Source organism: Nocardioides sp. NPDC054178 (assembly GCF_055585005.1).
Genome location: NZ_JBVJKY010000002.1, coordinates 652,915 through 666,184, shown reverse-complemented (window position 1 = coordinate 666,184; position 13,270 = coordinate 652,915). Strand labels below are relative to the sequence as shown.

The 13,270-nt window shown below is 69.3% G+C and carries 15 protein-coding genes; 8 read left to right on the top strand and 7 right to left on the bottom strand.

What is annotated here, in order from left to right; all coding sequences use genetic code 11:
• The first annotated feature begins 138 nt into the window (after positions 1 to 138).
• From ACZ6WN_RS09950 to ACZ6WN_RS09940, 3 genes are all read left to right on the top strand, one after another.
• A complete protein-coding gene (locus tag ACZ6WN_RS09950; RefSeq protein WP_465864461.1) occupies positions 139 to 696 on the top strand; it encodes a chloramphenicol phosphotransferase CPT family protein in 558 nt (185 codons plus the stop codon).
• Positions 697 to 859: 163 nt separating this feature from the next.
• Positions 860 to 1,927: a hypothetical protein gene (locus ACZ6WN_RS09945; RefSeq protein ID WP_465864459.1), complete on the top strand. Its 1,068-nt coding sequence runs from the start codon at positions 860 to 862 to the stop codon at positions 1,925 to 1,927.
• Positions 1,928 to 1,983: 56 nt separating this feature from the next.
• Positions 1,984 to 2,667 carry a hypothetical protein gene (locus tag ACZ6WN_RS09940; RefSeq protein ID WP_465864457.1) on the top strand — a complete coding sequence of 228 codons (684 nt, stop codon included), beginning with the start codon at positions 1,984 to 1,986 and terminating at the stop codon, positions 2,665 to 2,667.
• A 6-nt stretch (positions 2,668 to 2,673) separates the two neighbouring features.
• On the opposite strand, the gene ACZ6WN_RS09935 is transcribed toward ACZ6WN_RS09940, so the two are convergent.
• On the bottom strand, positions 2,674 to 3,348 hold the full coding sequence (locus tag ACZ6WN_RS09935; protein ID WP_465864455.1) for a DedA family protein: 675 nt from the start codon (positions 3,346 to 3,348) through the stop codon (positions 2,674 to 2,676).
• A 43-nt stretch (positions 3,349 to 3,391) separates the two neighbouring features.
• On the bottom strand, positions 3,392 to 3,928 hold the full coding sequence (pyrE, locus tag ACZ6WN_RS09930) for an orotate phosphoribosyltransferase (protein WP_465864453.1): 537 nt from the start codon (positions 3,926 to 3,928) through the stop codon (positions 3,392 to 3,394).
• Between the two features lie 19 nt (positions 3,929 to 3,947).
• On the opposite strand from pyrE, the gene ACZ6WN_RS09925 reads away from it, so the two are divergent.
• On the top strand, positions 3,948 to 5,135 hold the full coding sequence (locus tag ACZ6WN_RS09925; protein WP_465864451.1) for an aminotransferase class I/II-fold pyridoxal phosphate-dependent enzyme: 1,188 nt from the start codon (positions 3,948 to 3,950) through the stop codon (positions 5,133 to 5,135).
• Here the strand turns inward: ACZ6WN_RS09925 and ACZ6WN_RS09920 are convergent.
• Complete coding sequence (locus tag ACZ6WN_RS09920) at positions 5,132 to 5,875, bottom strand: DedA family protein (RefSeq protein WP_465864450.1); 744 nt, start codon at positions 5,873 to 5,875, stop codon at positions 5,132 to 5,134. The two genes, ACZ6WN_RS09925 and ACZ6WN_RS09920, sit on opposite strands and share 4 nt — an antisense overlap.
• A gap of 104 nt (positions 5,876 to 5,979) precedes the next feature.
• On the opposite strand from ACZ6WN_RS09920, the gene ACZ6WN_RS09915 reads away from it, so the two are divergent.
• Positions 5,980 to 6,669 carry a TrmH family RNA methyltransferase gene (locus ACZ6WN_RS09915; protein WP_465864448.1) on the top strand — a complete coding sequence of 230 codons (690 nt, stop codon included), beginning with the start codon at positions 5,980 to 5,982 and terminating at the stop codon, positions 6,667 to 6,669.
• Positions 6,670 to 6,731: 62 nt separating this feature from the next.
• On the opposite strand, the gene ACZ6WN_RS09910 is transcribed toward ACZ6WN_RS09915, so the two are convergent.
• The 4 genes from ACZ6WN_RS09910 to ACZ6WN_RS09895 form a co-directional block, all read right to left on the bottom strand.
• A complete protein-coding gene (locus ACZ6WN_RS09910) occupies positions 6,732 to 7,508 on the bottom strand; it encodes a septum formation family protein (protein ID WP_465864446.1) in 777 nt (258 codons plus the stop codon).
• Between the two features lie 209 nt (positions 7,509 to 7,717).
• Positions 7,718 to 8,281, bottom strand: coding sequence for a dihydrofolate reductase family protein (locus tag ACZ6WN_RS09905; RefSeq protein ID WP_465864445.1), 564 nt, complete (start codon positions 8,279 to 8,281; stop codon positions 7,718 to 7,720).
• A gap of 56 nt (positions 8,282 to 8,337) precedes the next feature.
• Complete coding sequence (locus tag ACZ6WN_RS09900; protein ID WP_465864444.1) at positions 8,338 to 8,829, bottom strand: SigE family RNA polymerase sigma factor; 492 nt, start codon at positions 8,827 to 8,829, stop codon at positions 8,338 to 8,340.
• Positions 8,826 to 9,968 (bottom strand): hypothetical protein, encoded by a 1,143-nt coding sequence (locus tag ACZ6WN_RS09895; RefSeq protein ID WP_465864442.1) that lies wholly within the window; start codon positions 9,966 to 9,968, stop codon positions 8,826 to 8,828. The genes ACZ6WN_RS09900 and ACZ6WN_RS09895 overlap by 4 nt, the downstream gene beginning before the upstream one ends.
• Before the next feature lie 162 nt (positions 9,969 to 10,130).
• Here ACZ6WN_RS09895 and fbaA point away from each other — a divergent pair, with 162 nt between their 5' ends.
• From fbaA to ACZ6WN_RS09880, 3 genes are all read left to right on the top strand, one after another.
• Entirely contained in the window at positions 10,131 to 11,153 is a 1,023-nt protein-coding gene (fbaA, locus tag ACZ6WN_RS09890; RefSeq protein ID WP_465864441.1) for a class II fructose-bisphosphate aldolase, read from the top strand.
• Between the two features lie 190 nt (positions 11,154 to 11,343).
• Entirely contained in the window at positions 11,344 to 11,730 is a 387-nt protein-coding gene (locus tag ACZ6WN_RS09885) for a hypothetical protein (RefSeq protein WP_465864439.1), read from the top strand.
• On the top strand, positions 11,700 to 13,127 hold the full coding sequence (locus tag ACZ6WN_RS09880; RefSeq protein ID WP_465864437.1) for a fibronectin type III domain-containing protein: 1,428 nt from the start codon (positions 11,700 to 11,702) through the stop codon (positions 13,125 to 13,127). Before ACZ6WN_RS09885 ends, ACZ6WN_RS09880 begins: the two co-directional genes overlap by 31 nt.
• Positions 13,128 to 13,270 lie beyond the last annotated feature (143 nt).

Here is a 13,270-nt window from a genome sequence, read left to right as displayed (position 1 = left end):
CCGCGGGTGTAGGCCGGGCCCGGGGGCGCCCGCCGGGGCGCCGGGGGCGCCCCCCCCGGGGGCGGGGGGGCCCCCGCCCCCCCCCCGCGCCCGACGTACGTGACGCCTCGGCGAGCGGGTGGCCAGTAGCCTCCGTGCATGCGGACTGGTCGGATCATCCTGCTCAACGGGGCGTCGAGCTCGGGCAAGAGCAGCATCGGGCGGGAGCTCCTGCCTCTGCTCGAGGACCCGTGGTTCCTGGTGCCGGTCGACGGGATCAGCGGGATGCGGTCGACGGTGCACACGCGGGAGCTCGACGACGCGGAGATCGCCGAGATGCTGCGGCGTACCCGGCTGGGCTACCACCGCGCGGTCGCGGCCCTGGCCTCGGTCGGCAACGACGTGATCATGGACTACCCGCTGAGCGAGCCCTGGCGCCTCGAAGACCTGCTCGAGGTGCTCGACGGCTACGACGTCACTCTCGTCGAGGTCTGGTGCTCGCCGGAGGAGCTCGAGCGGCGCGAGGCGGCGCGCGGGGACCGTCCGGTGGGCCTCGCCCGGTCGCAGACCCAGGTCTATGCCCACGGTGCGTACGACCTCCGCGTCGACTCCACCACCGCGACCCCGGCCGCGTGCGCGAAGGAGATCGCCGAGGCCCTTCCGGCTCTCACCGCGCCCAAGGCGTTCGACCGCCTCCGCCTCGTTCGCTCCGAGTAGGCGCCCCGGTCGGCCGAGGCGTCAGGTGCGTCGGCCGAGGCGTCATCGCCGTGCCCACTCGCCCGACGCCGGTGACTTCTCGGCCGGCGCGGCTGACTTCTCGGCCGGCGGGGGCGACCTCTCGGCGGGCGGGGTTGGCAGGGATGAGAAAATGATTCCCGACATGTCTGAAACGAAGCTTCCTCGCCCCGGTCAGGCCACCCTCGCCGGGTGGCTCATCGTGCTCGGCTCACTGCTCACCGTGGTGACGGCCTGGGACCAGATCGCCGGGCTGCGCAGCCTGGACACCCGGGAGCGGGTGGAGGAGGTGCTGGCCGAGCCGCCGCTGGCCGGCTCGGGGATCGGCCTCGACAACATCCTCGACCTCATGCACGTGATGGCGCTGGTGACCGGCGCCATGGCAGCCGCGGCGGTGATCCTCGGCTGGCACGTGCTGCAGCGCAGCAAGCAGGCCCGGCTCGCGCTCACGGTCATCGCTGCGCCGCTCTTCTTCGCCGGGATGTTCGGTGGAGGCTTCTGGTCCACGCTGGCCGCGGTGGCCGTCGTACTTCTGTGGATGTCGCCCACCCGCGACTGGTTCGACGGCGTCGCGCCGGCCAAGCGGGAGGCGCTCGAGAACGGCGACCCCGACCAGCAGTCGTACGTCGCGCCGGCTCCGCCGCAGGCCCCGACCGCAACGACCACCGAGATCAGCCCGACCGGCCCGACCTCCGGACCGGCTCGGCTCTCGGCGCAGCAGCCGCCGCCGTGGACCGGCGCGGTCGCCCAGCCCGCCAAGGCGGCGCCCAAGCGCCGGCCGGGCGCCGTGATGGCAGCGGCCGTGCTCACCTGGATCGGCTCCGGGCTCACCGCGCTGATGATGCTCGCCTCGGCGGTGACGGCGACCGCCAACCCCGACCTGATCCTCGACCAGGTGCGCAAGCAGGCGGAGAGCGACCCGGCGATGCGCGAGGTGGCGGGGCTCTACACCACCGACGTCATCGTCGCCTCGGCCTGGATCATGGCCGTGCTGGTGACGCTCGTCTGTGTCGCCGCCGGGGTGTTCGCCGCCTTCGCGATCCGCCGCCACTCCTGGGCCCGGGTCGCGCTGATGATCGCGGCAGGCACCTCGGCGCTCTCGCTGCTCCTCTTCGCCCTCGCCTTCCCGCCGGCGGTGGTCCTCTTCGGCGCGGCGGTCGCGACCTTCTCGTTCCTGCTGCGTCCCGAGGTCGCCGCGTGGTTCCGTGGCTGAGGCCGGCGGCCATAAAGCGCGGCAGCTGACCCTCGCGGCCGGATAGGCTCCGCGGCATGTCAGATCAGTACGGCTCCTTCGACAACCCCTATGGCGGCGAGCCGCCGTTCCAGGGGCAGGAGCCGCCGCCCCCGACGCCGTACGCCTCCCCGCAGCCGACACCGCCGGCACAGCAGGCGCCGCCGACGCAGCCCCAGGGATGGGGCCAGGCGCCGCCGGCCTACGGCCAGTACGCGATGGGGCAGCAGCCCCCGGCGTACCTTCGTCCTTACTATCCGCAGCCGGATCCCGACACCCGGCCGGGGACGGTGGTCGCGGCGTCGGTCATGACGATCGTGGGGTCGGTGATCGCCCTGCTGGTCTCGGTGTTCATGGTGCCCGCGGGGATCGCCGACTACAACGACCCGGCGTCCTCCGACAAGGGCGTGACGCTGGTGATGGTGATCTGGTTCGCCGTCTGCGGCGTGCTCAGCCTGATCGCGTTCCCGCTCGGGATCATGGTGCTGTTCCGCTCCAGGGTGGCCCGGATCCTGCTGACCGTCGTCGGCTCCATCGCCGCGCTGCTCTCGCTCCTCACGGTGCTCTATCCGGCGCTGATCATCTCCGCGCTGGTGATGCTGTACGCCGGCAGAGCAGGCACCTGGTTCGCCCGGCGTACGCCCGCCGACCCGCTGCAGCCCCCGGCGGCGCCGGGCACGCCACCGCCGGGCACGACACCGCCGACCCACCAGCGGTTCTAGCCGGGCTCAGGGGACGAGCGAGTCGTCCTTGGCGCCGTTCTCGGAGCCGCGGACGATCTTGTAGACGCGCAGGCCGATCCAGGCCACGACGGCCACGGCCACGACCACGATGACGATGTTCTGGAAGCGGCCGACGATCGGCTCGACCTTTTCCCAGTTGTCGCCGAGCTGGTAGCCGGCGACGACGAAGATGGTGTTCCAGATCGCCGAGCCGACGGTGGTGAGGATCAGGAACTTCCAGATCGGCATCCGGGTGACGCCGGCGGGCACCGAGATCAGCGACCGGAAGATCGGGATGAACCGGCCGAAGAAGACCGTCCAGGCGCCGTACTTCTCGAAGAACGCCTCGGTCTTCTCCAGGTCGGAGGTCTTGACCAGCGGGAGCTTCTCGCCGATCCAGTAGACCCGCTCGCGGCCGATGGCGGCACCGATCAGGTAGAGCGCGAGCGCGCCGACGACCGAGCCGAGGGTGGTCCAGATCAGTGCCTCGGCGATGGTGAACCGGCCCTGGGCGGCGGTGAAGCCGGCCAGCGGCAGGATGATCTCCGAGGGCAGCGGCGGGAAGAGGTTCTCCAGCGCGATGCCGAGCCCCGCACCCACCGGGCCGAGCTTGTCCATCAGGTCGACCGCCCAGCCGGCGACGCCGGTGAGCTCCTCGGTCTGGGCGGCGGTGAGGATCATGAGGCTCTCTTCGAAGTGTGTGGGTGGGCCGGGCGGCCGAAGCCTAGGAGGCTGCGCTGACCGCGTCCAGCTCGGCCCGGGTCAGCACGGATCGGATCTCCAGGGAGACGTCACGCAGCGACTCGCCGGGCTCGGGCGACCGGTCGATCGCACACACGACAGTGTCCACGATCGCACCAAGCGGACGGAGCGCGTTGACCGCGTCGCGCACGGCACCACCGGAGGTGATCACGTCCTCGATCAGGGTCACGCGCTTGCCGTCGAAGGAGGGTCCCTCGGCCAGCTTGGCGGTGCCGTACTCCTTCGCCTTCTTCCGGATGAAGATCGCCGGGATGCCGGTCTTGGCCGACACCATGGTCACGATCGGGATGCCGCCGAGCTCGAGGCCGCCGAGCAGCTCGGTGCCCTCCGGCAGCAGCTCGACCATGCGCGCTGCGACACGGTCCAGGAGCGCCGGGTCCGCCTCGAAGAGGTACTTGTCGAAGTACGTGTCGCTGACCTGCCCCGAGCGGAGCGTGAACTCCCCGTGCAGGCGGCAGGTGGCGTCGATGTCAGCAGCAAGGCTCTGGTCCGTGGTCACGCCCCCTAGCCTAAGTGGCATGAGCGAGCGCCAGCGAACGACCACCGCGCGACGACTTCACGGCATCCCGCCGACGATCTTCTCCGAGATGTCGGCGCTGGCCGTCGCCACCGGCGCGGTCAACCTCGGCCAGGGCTTCCCCGACGTGGACGGCCCCGCCGAGATCATCAAGGAGGCCGTCAGCGCCCTGGAGAGCGGCCGGAACCAGTACGCCCCCGGCCCCGGTATCCCCGCGCTCCGGGAGGCCGTCGCGGCCCACCAGCAGCGCCACTACAGCCTCACCTTCGACCCCGCCCGCGAGGTCGCGGTGACCACCGGCGCCACCGAGGGCATCGCGGCGGCGATCCTCGCCCTCGTCGACCCCGGCGACGAGGTGATCCTCGTCGAGCCCTACTACGACAGCTACCCCGCCATGGTGCAGTTCGCCGGCGGCGTACGTCGCCCGGTGACGCTCAGCCTGGACCCGGACGCACCCGGTGGGAGACTGCCGCGCGAAGCCCTCGAGGCGGCGGTCTCGGCGAAGACCACGGTGCTCCTCCTCAACTCCCCGCACAACCCGACCGGCACCGTGCTCACCCGCGAGGAGCTGGAGACGGTCGCCGCCTTCGCGCGTGACCACGACCTGACGGTCGTCTCGGACGAGGTCTACGAGCACCTCACCTTCGACCACACCCCGCACCTCCCGATCGCCACGTTCCCCGGGATGCGCGAGCGCACCCTGACGCTGTCGAGCATCGGCAAGTCCTACTCCTTCACCGGCTGGAAGGTCGGCTGGGCGACCGGCCCCGAGCACCTGGTCCAGGCGCTGCTGGGCGCCAAGCAGTGGCTGACGTTCACCTCCGGTGCGCCGCTGCAGCCCGCCGCTGCGTACGCGCTCGAGCATCTCGACCACTGGCCGAAGGAGCTGGCGCTCGACCTGCAGCACAGGCGCGACCTGCTCTGCGACGGACTGAGGCAGATCGGCCTGGACGTGACGATCCCGGAGGGCACCTACTTCGCCGTCTCCGACATCAGCGACCTCGGGTGGCAGGACGGGCTCGAGTTCTGCCGGGCGCTGCCCGAGCGGGCCGGCGTCGTGGCCATCCCGCTGCAGGGGTTCTACGACACGGATGCCGGCAAGCAGCTGGTCAGGTGGACCTTCACCAAGCAGCGCGAGGTGATCGAGGAGGCACTGGAACGTCTCGCCCGCGGAGAGCTGACGCGTTAGTGGTCGGCCCGGCGGTCGGCCCGGCGGTCCGCGTCGTCGTCGGCCGGAGCGCGCGGCGGCACGGCCAGGCCGAGGATGTCGCGATCGGGGTGACCGTCGTGGTCGAGGTCGGCGGCCAGCCGCGACGCCGTACGCCGCCGGCGCCACCACTCCACCATCGCGGGCACGAAGGCGAGCGCGAAGAGCAGCAGGATCAGGTAGTCGATGTTGTCGGCCAGCCAGGGCCAGCGGGAGCCGACGAAGAAGCCGAACAACGTCACCACGAGCACCCACAGCACGCCGCCGACCAGGCTCCAGAAGTAGAACCGTCGCCGGTCCATGTGGGTGACTCCGGCGACGACGGTGACGTAGGTGCGTACGAAGGCGATGAATCTGCCGATCACCAACGCCTTGTTGCCGTGCTTGTCGAAGAATTCCCGGGTCTGGTCGAAATGCCTCTTTTTGATGAACCGGCCGTCGCGTTCATAGAGCCGCGGGCCGATCTTTCGGCCGATCTCATAGCCGGTCACGTTGCCGGCGAACGCCGCCGCGACGAAGAAGAGCATCGCGATCACGATCTCGACACCGGGAGGGCCGGGAAAGAGGTCGATCTTGCCGGTCGCGATGAAGATTCCGAGCGCGATCAACAGGCTGTCGCCGGGGAGGAACGGGAAGAAGAGACCGCACTCGATGAAGATGATGATCAGGCTGATCCAGAAGAGCGGCTCGCCGAAAGTGGCCAGCAGAAAGTCCGGACTCATCCATTCCAAACCGGCCAACATCGGCGCAAAATTCCCCGCACCTGTCACGGCCCCTACGGTACCCATAGGTAACAACTCTTGTTGTCGAATATTCTGACTCGGCGATGAACGAGACACGACCGTCCGAGGCTGAATCCAGAGCGCCGTACGACCCGATGCCCCATGGGCAGCCCGAGGTCGGGCTGGGCCCGTGGCAAGGAGAGTGGCCCGAGGGGGAGCACTGGGACCCGGACCTGCTGGCCAACGGTGACCGCCGCAACGTGGTCGACCGTTACCGTTACTGGACGCTGGAGGCGATCGTCGCCGACCTCGACCAGCGCCGCCACGGCTTCCACGTCGCCATCGAGAACTGGCAGCACGACTTCAACATCGGCACCATCGTCCGCACCGCCAACGCCTTCCTCGCCGCCGAGGTGCACATCGTCGGCAACCGCCGCTGGAACCGCCGCGGCGCGATGGTCACCGACCGCTACCAGCACGTCCATCACCACCCGGACGTGCCCGCGCTCGCGGCGTACCTCCATGAACGAGGCGTACGCCTCCTCGGCATCGACAACCTGCCCGGCTCCCTCCACCTGGAGACGATGGAGCTGCCGAAGTCGGTCTGCTTCCTGTTCGGGCAGGAAGGCCCCGGCCTGTCCGAGCAGGCCCGCGAGAGCGTCGACGGCACCTTCTCGATCGCTCAGTTCGGCTCGACGCGGTCCATCAACGCCTCGGCGGCCGCGGCGATCGCGATGCACTCCTGGGTCGTCCAGCACGCCGATCTGGGCTCGGACGAGGCCTGGCGCGGCTGAGAGACGAACGATCCCCCGGGCGCACGGCCCGGGGGATCGGTGGAGCAGCTGGAGTCAGCGGGTCAGTTGGTGTTCCGCTCGTAGCAGACGACCGTGTGGTCGCCGGTCTGCCACTCGTACTTGCTCGTGATGCTGTAGGCCCTCGTCCTGGCCGGGCAGTTCTTCGCGACGGCGTTCTGGATGGAGGTCGTGCTCGGGTAGGTCGTACCGGACTTCTTGAAGGCCGAGATCGACTTGTAGGTGTGCCCGCTCAGGCAGGAGTACGGCCCGGCGAACTTCGCGCTCATGCAGCCGCGGGTGCGCTGGGTCAGCGCGATGCCCTCGAGGAACTTTGCTCGGTTGGTCGGCAGGTTCTTCAGCGAGTCCTTGCCGGGGAGGACGACGTCGCAGCGGAACCAGCGCTGGCCGGCCTTGAACTGCTCGGGGGTGGGCACGTAGAACGCGGTCGTGTACGCCGACTGGTTCCGCTTCGAGGCGGTGCTACCAAGCTTCTTGCTGAGCGCGCGCGCGCACGTCTTGACCATGTGGGAGTAGTTGGCTTCGCGGGTGAGCGAGGCCTCGGTGCGGGTCGTACCCGAGACCAGGGTGCCCAGAGCGATGGTCTTCGCGGTGTGGGCCGCGCTGCACGAGACCTTCTTGCCGGTCTGGGACCAGGAGCCGTAGGCCGTCCAGCCGTAGTTATAGCAGGTGCCGACCGTGGGCTTGGGCGGCACCGCCGCGTCGGCCTTGGTGGCGGTGAGTCCGATGAGGGAGAAGACGCCGATGACGAGCCCGAGGATGAGGGCGGCCGTCATGGGCTTCTGCGCAGGCGCGAGCGCGCCGGCACGAAGTCGAGACATGATCGTGCTTTCGAATGGGTGGGATGTGGCCGCTGAATCCTTGCAGCGAGATGCCTGGCGGGGCATAGTCAATTCGGGTGGTTGTAACCGGGTTACGACCCGGTGTCACCCACGGAAACACGACCCGCTAAAGTTAACTCCCGGGTCGCCCGGATGTGCCCCACTTCGTGGGTGCGTGGCCTCGGGGCCGGGCGGCAGCGGGGGCTCTTTCAAGGCCTCGCGACCCGGTAGCGGATCTGCACCTGCTCGCCGGTCTGCAGCACGTCGATGACGCTCATCCTCTTGCTGGTGATGCGGCGGGGGAGCAGTGGCGCTCCGGCACCGAGGGTGACCGGGCAGATCCCCGCGACCACCTCGTCGAGCAGGCCGGCGTCGTCGAACTGGCCGACCAGGTCCCCGCCGCCCACGAGCCAGATGCCGCCGTCGACCGTGGCCGCGATCTCGTCGTAGACGGGCCTCACCTCGCCCTGCACGAAGTGCACCTGCGTGCCCTGCACCTCCGGCAGGTCGGTCGCGTGCGTGAACACCCACACCGGCCGCTCGTCGTAGTACTCCCGCCACTTCTCCGGCCCGGTCAGCATCTCCGGGTCGTGCTCGATCATCCAGCGGTACGTCGTCCCGCCCATCACCAGCGCCGCCGACTCCGCCATCAGCCGCTCCCAGGACGTCTCGTCGTCCCCGTGCGGCGTCTCGAAGAGCCAGTCCAGCGAGTTGTTCTCATCGGCGATGTAGCCGTCCAGCGATGTCGCGGTGAAGTAGGTGACCTTGGGCATGCCCCCGACGCTAGGTGCGTCAGGGGCATGCCCGCCCGACCGTTCTTGCTCCATCCCTAGGTCCGGGAGGCGTCCCCCGACTCCAGGCAGGTACGCAGCGCGGTCAGGCCGCGGGAGGAGTGACTCTTCACGGTCCCCTCGCTGATCCGCAGCTCGCGCGCGGTCTCGGCGACCGACAGCTGCAGCCAGTGGCGCAGGACGACCACCTTGCGCTGCATCTCGGGCAGCGCCTGGAGCGCCTCGAACAGCTCGGACCGCTCCTCGACCTGGTCCGCCGGACCGGACCGCTCGGGCAGGTCGCCCGACCGCTCCCGCTTCCACCACGGCCGCCGGGTCTGGTCGATGTGGGCGCGGACCAGGATCGTCCGGACGTACGCCTCCTCCGACCCGGGCTCCACCCGCCGCCAGGCCGCATAGAGCTTCACCAGCGACGTCTGCACCAGGTCGTCCGCCCGGTGCCAGTCTCCGCACAGCGCGTACGCCACCCGCACCAGGTGCGGCCGCCGGGCCGCGACGAACGCGGTGAAAGCCTCGTCGTGCGCGCTCATGCCCACGGCCCTTTAGGACCGTTGTTTCGCCGAACGATCTCGGCGAACTCGTCGAGCGAGAACGGACCTCGGTCCTCGGCGTACGGCGCCGGGAGCAGGGTGTAGGCGAAAGCCCACGAGACGTCCTTCGTCCGCGTGGCGCTCTCCTTCTCCTGGACCAGGACGTACTGCTCCTTGCCGTCGACCGTGATCCGGGCGGCTGCGGTCTGCGACGTCTCGGCGGTGAAGGATTCGTTGATGTCCGGGTCGGCGACCTGTTCGAGGACCTTCACCCCGTCCTCGGTGGGGACGATCGTCGAGCCGCTGAACTCGACCGCGTCGGTGATGACGGCTTCTTCGAGGTAGCGGTCATTCGGACGATAGGCCGTGCGATCCGACCCCTCGATGTCGGCCAGCCAGCCCTCGATGGTCTGACCGGGGATGGCATAGGTGGAACCACCCTCAGCGTTCAGGGTGGTGGTTGGCGTGTGGCACGCTCTGACGAGACCCCACCGCTCGATGCCGTCTCGCTCGAAGACCACCCCGGCCGAGCCCCAGGGCGCGTCGTAGCCGAGTGGGTTCGAGATCCTTCGGACGACCCTCCAGCCGTCTCCGCTGGCCTCCAACCCGCCGTCGGATCTCAGGGAGGCGCCCGGCGTGGTGTTGGAGATGTTGTGCGCCCACGTCTGGAAGTCGTTGGTGGTGCGGGAAGCGTCGGTGAAGGCGATGTCGGACGGGTACGGGAAGTAGGCGTAGATCGTCTTCTGCCCGTCGGTCGCGGCGATCGCGAGCGTGTCGCTGAGACCGGTGGGCTCCTCGACTCGCTCGACCTCCGTCCAACCGTCCTGGAAGGTGGTCTCGCCGGTGTCGAAGTCGTACGCGACGGGGGCGAGGTCGCTCAATGGGATGTCAGCCGGCGGCGGCCACTCCTCATCGGTCGAATGCGACGCGATCGGCGGTTCCGGGGTGGCGCTCTCACGCGAGGGGACGACGACCGCGCCGATCCCGATCACGGCGGCCACCGCGGCGGCGGTGCCGGCGACCACGGCGAGCCGCCGGCGGCGTACGAGCCTCTTCCCGTCCGCCACGAGCGCGGCCGGGTCGGGGTGTGTGGGCGGGGGTTGGGGGATCGCCCGTTCCAGGGTTTCCTGCCAGTCCATGTTGCCTCCAAGGTCAGTCTCACCCCTGGATACGGATCTGGTGGCAGATCCGTTGTCCTGCTTGATCGATCCAACTCCGAGCGTTGGTAACGGGTGCACGGGGGCGCATTACGCTGGCCACCAGCGCACCGGTCGACAACGGATCTTCAAGGAGACCCCCAGATGCCCATCGCCACCCCCGAGAAGTACGCCGAGATGCTCGCGACCGCGAAGGAGAAGGGGTTCGCCTTCCCCGCGATCAACGTCTCCTCGTCGCAGACGCTCAACGCGGCACTGGCCGGCTTCGCGGAGGCCGGCTCGGACGGCATCATCCAGATCTCCACGGGCGGCGCGGAGTACCTCTCCGGCCCCACCGTCAAGAACATGGTGACCGGCTCGGTGGCCTTCGCCGCCTACGCGACCGAGGTCGCCAAGTCCTACGACGTCAACATCGCGCTCCACACCGACCACTGCCCCAAGGACAAGCTCGACGGTTTCGTACGTCCTCTGCTCGAGCTCTCCGCCGAGCGTGTCCAGCGCGGTGAGGCGCCGCTGTTCCAGAGCCACATGTGGGACGGGTCCGCGGTGCCGCTGGAGGAGAACCTGCAGATCGCCTCGGAGCTGCTGGCCACGGCCAAGGCCGCCCACATCGTGCTCGAGATCGAGGTCGGTGTGGTCGGTGGCGAAGAGGACGGCATCGTCGGGGCGATCGACGACAAGCTCTACTCGACCCCCGAGGACGCCATCGCGACCGCCGACGCACTCGGCACCTCGGGCTATCTGACGGCGCTCACCTTCGGCAACGTGCACGGCGTCTACAAGCCGGGCAACGTCAAGCTCCGCCCCTCGATCCTGCGAGACGCCCAGGACGCGGTCGTCGCCAAGCTCGGCCTTCCCTCCGGCTCGAAGCCTTTCGACCTCGTCTTCCACGGCGGCTCCGGCTCGAGCGCCGAGGAGATCGCCGAGGCGGTGTCCTACGGCGTGGTCAAGATGAACATCGACACCGACACCCAGTACGCCTTCACCCGCCCGGTCGCCGGCCACATGCTCGCCCACTACGACGGCGTACTCAAGGTCGACGGCGAGGTCGGAAACAAGAAGCAGTACGATCCTCGCGCGTGGGGCAAGCTCGCTGAGGCCGGTATGGCCACTCGGGTCGTCGAGGGTGCCCAGCATCTCGGTTCTGCGGGCAACTCCATCGGCTGATCGACACGCCGGGGACAGGCCAATGGTCCCGATTCGGAAAACGTTGTGGCACACGGCATAGCAAACTCGGGCTTATGTCGTTGTGCCGGTCATTGGTAAAGCGATTCAATGCCCCTAGCTGGACGGCGACTCTCGGGTAATCAAGTCGGACCGTCCCCTCGGCGTTGATCTTGGGAGGGACATCCTCGGTATGGAAACCACTGCGCGAAACCGCACAATCGGCGGGATCGTCATAGGCGCGATCATTCTGATCCTGCTGCTCGTCTTGTTCTCTTGCACCGTGAACAGCGGTGATCCACAGAGCTCGCCGGAGAAGGATCCGACCACCGGGGAGTCTTCGCTCCCCAGTGATCCGGACACGCTCGAGCCTGACGAGAAGCCGTCGGAGAAGGAGTCCGACGAGCCGGAGATCGTCGACGACGACATCGTCCCGGCCGCCAACACCGGAGTGACCTTCATCCCCGCGGGCAACGTGCCCCGGGCAGCACGCCCACCTGTGAGCTCGACCCGAGCGCCTGCGAGGACACTCGTCCGCCGGGCGCCGGTGTGGACATCTGCGAGATCCGCCCGGACCTGACCCAGTGCCAGGAGCCCGAGCCGCCGACCACCCCGCCGGGTGACGGCGACCCGACCACGCCGCCGGACGACGACTGCCTGCTTCCCTTCGGCCTGCTCTGCCCCGACCCCGACCCGGAGGACCCGGACCCGGAGAACCCCGGCGAGCCCGAGGACGATGAGACGGCTCCTGACGCGGTCACGGTCAGCCCCTGTGTGGTGAACGGCAACACCTCCGCGACCATCGACTGGTCGGAGGCCAAGGACAAGAGCGGGATCGACCACTACACGGTGACGTCGCGTCCCAACGCCGGCAACCCGGGTGAGACCGACAAGACCTCGGCGACCTTCCCCGACCTTCGGGCAGGGGAGACCTACAGGTTCTCGGTCACCGCGACCGACAAGGCCGGCAACGAGTCCGAGGACAGCAACGAGGTCGACTGCGTCATGGACGTCACGGCGCCTGAGGTGCCTGAGGACCTGACCGTCGAAGAGGGCGACCCGAGCGACAGCACGCTGGACGTGAGCTGGTCCAGGTCCGAGGACAACGACGGCGGCGTCGGCGACGTCACCTACAACCTCTACCGCGACGGCGAGCTCATCGCCGCCGGCAACAACACGTCCTTCGAGGACACCGGCCTGAAGGCCGGCACGGAGTACACGTACTCCGTGCAGGCCGTGGACGGTGCCGGCAACGAGTCCCGGCGCTCCGCCGGGGTCTCGGGCACGACCACGAAGATCGCGCCGACGGTCCCGACCGGTCTCGACGCGAGCGGCGAGGGTGCGCTCGGCTTCACCCTGACCTGGAACCCGTCGGTGGATGAGGACGGCGTCACGCCGGCCGCGGAGATCGACTACCGGATCAGCGTCAACGGTGGACTGTGCTTCGGTGGCACGGTCACCGGTGAGACCACCTTCGACGCGACCTGTGTCCTGCTGTGGGACACCACGCGGGTCACGGTGACGGCGATCGACGGTGACGGCAACGAGTCGGCCCCCAGCCGGGTGCTCACAGTGAACTCCGACGGTACCGAGCCGCAGCCGCTCAAGGGCAACACTGCACTCCGCCCGAACGCCGCGGACGAGGACAAGTCCGACGCTCCGGCCGACAAGCCGGCGTCGCCGGAGGCCCCGGCCGAGGACGCTCCTGCCGAGGAGCAGCCGGCCGAGGAGGACTCGCCGCTGCTGCCGGGTCTGGACGACATCCTCCCGGGTGGCGACGACGCCGCCGAGGCTCCTGCTGAGGAGCCGGCCGAGCCCGAGGCGACGCCGAGCGAGTCGGAGTCCCCGGCCGCACGGCCGACGACCGAGGAGCCTGCCGAGGAGGCGACCGAGGACGCTCCCGCCGAGGAGGACGAGGGTGGCCTGCTGGGCGACATCGTCGACTCGGTGACGAGCGCCGTGGCCGCGGTGTTCTAACCGATCACACGCCGAGAAACAGGGCGGGGAGAGCCGAGAGGCTCTCCCCGCCCTGTCTGTTGTCGGGGTGCCGCGGCGCGGTCGCCCACGGCACCGAAGACTTCCCCACGCAAGCGCACGCGTGAGGAACGTACCTGAATGTG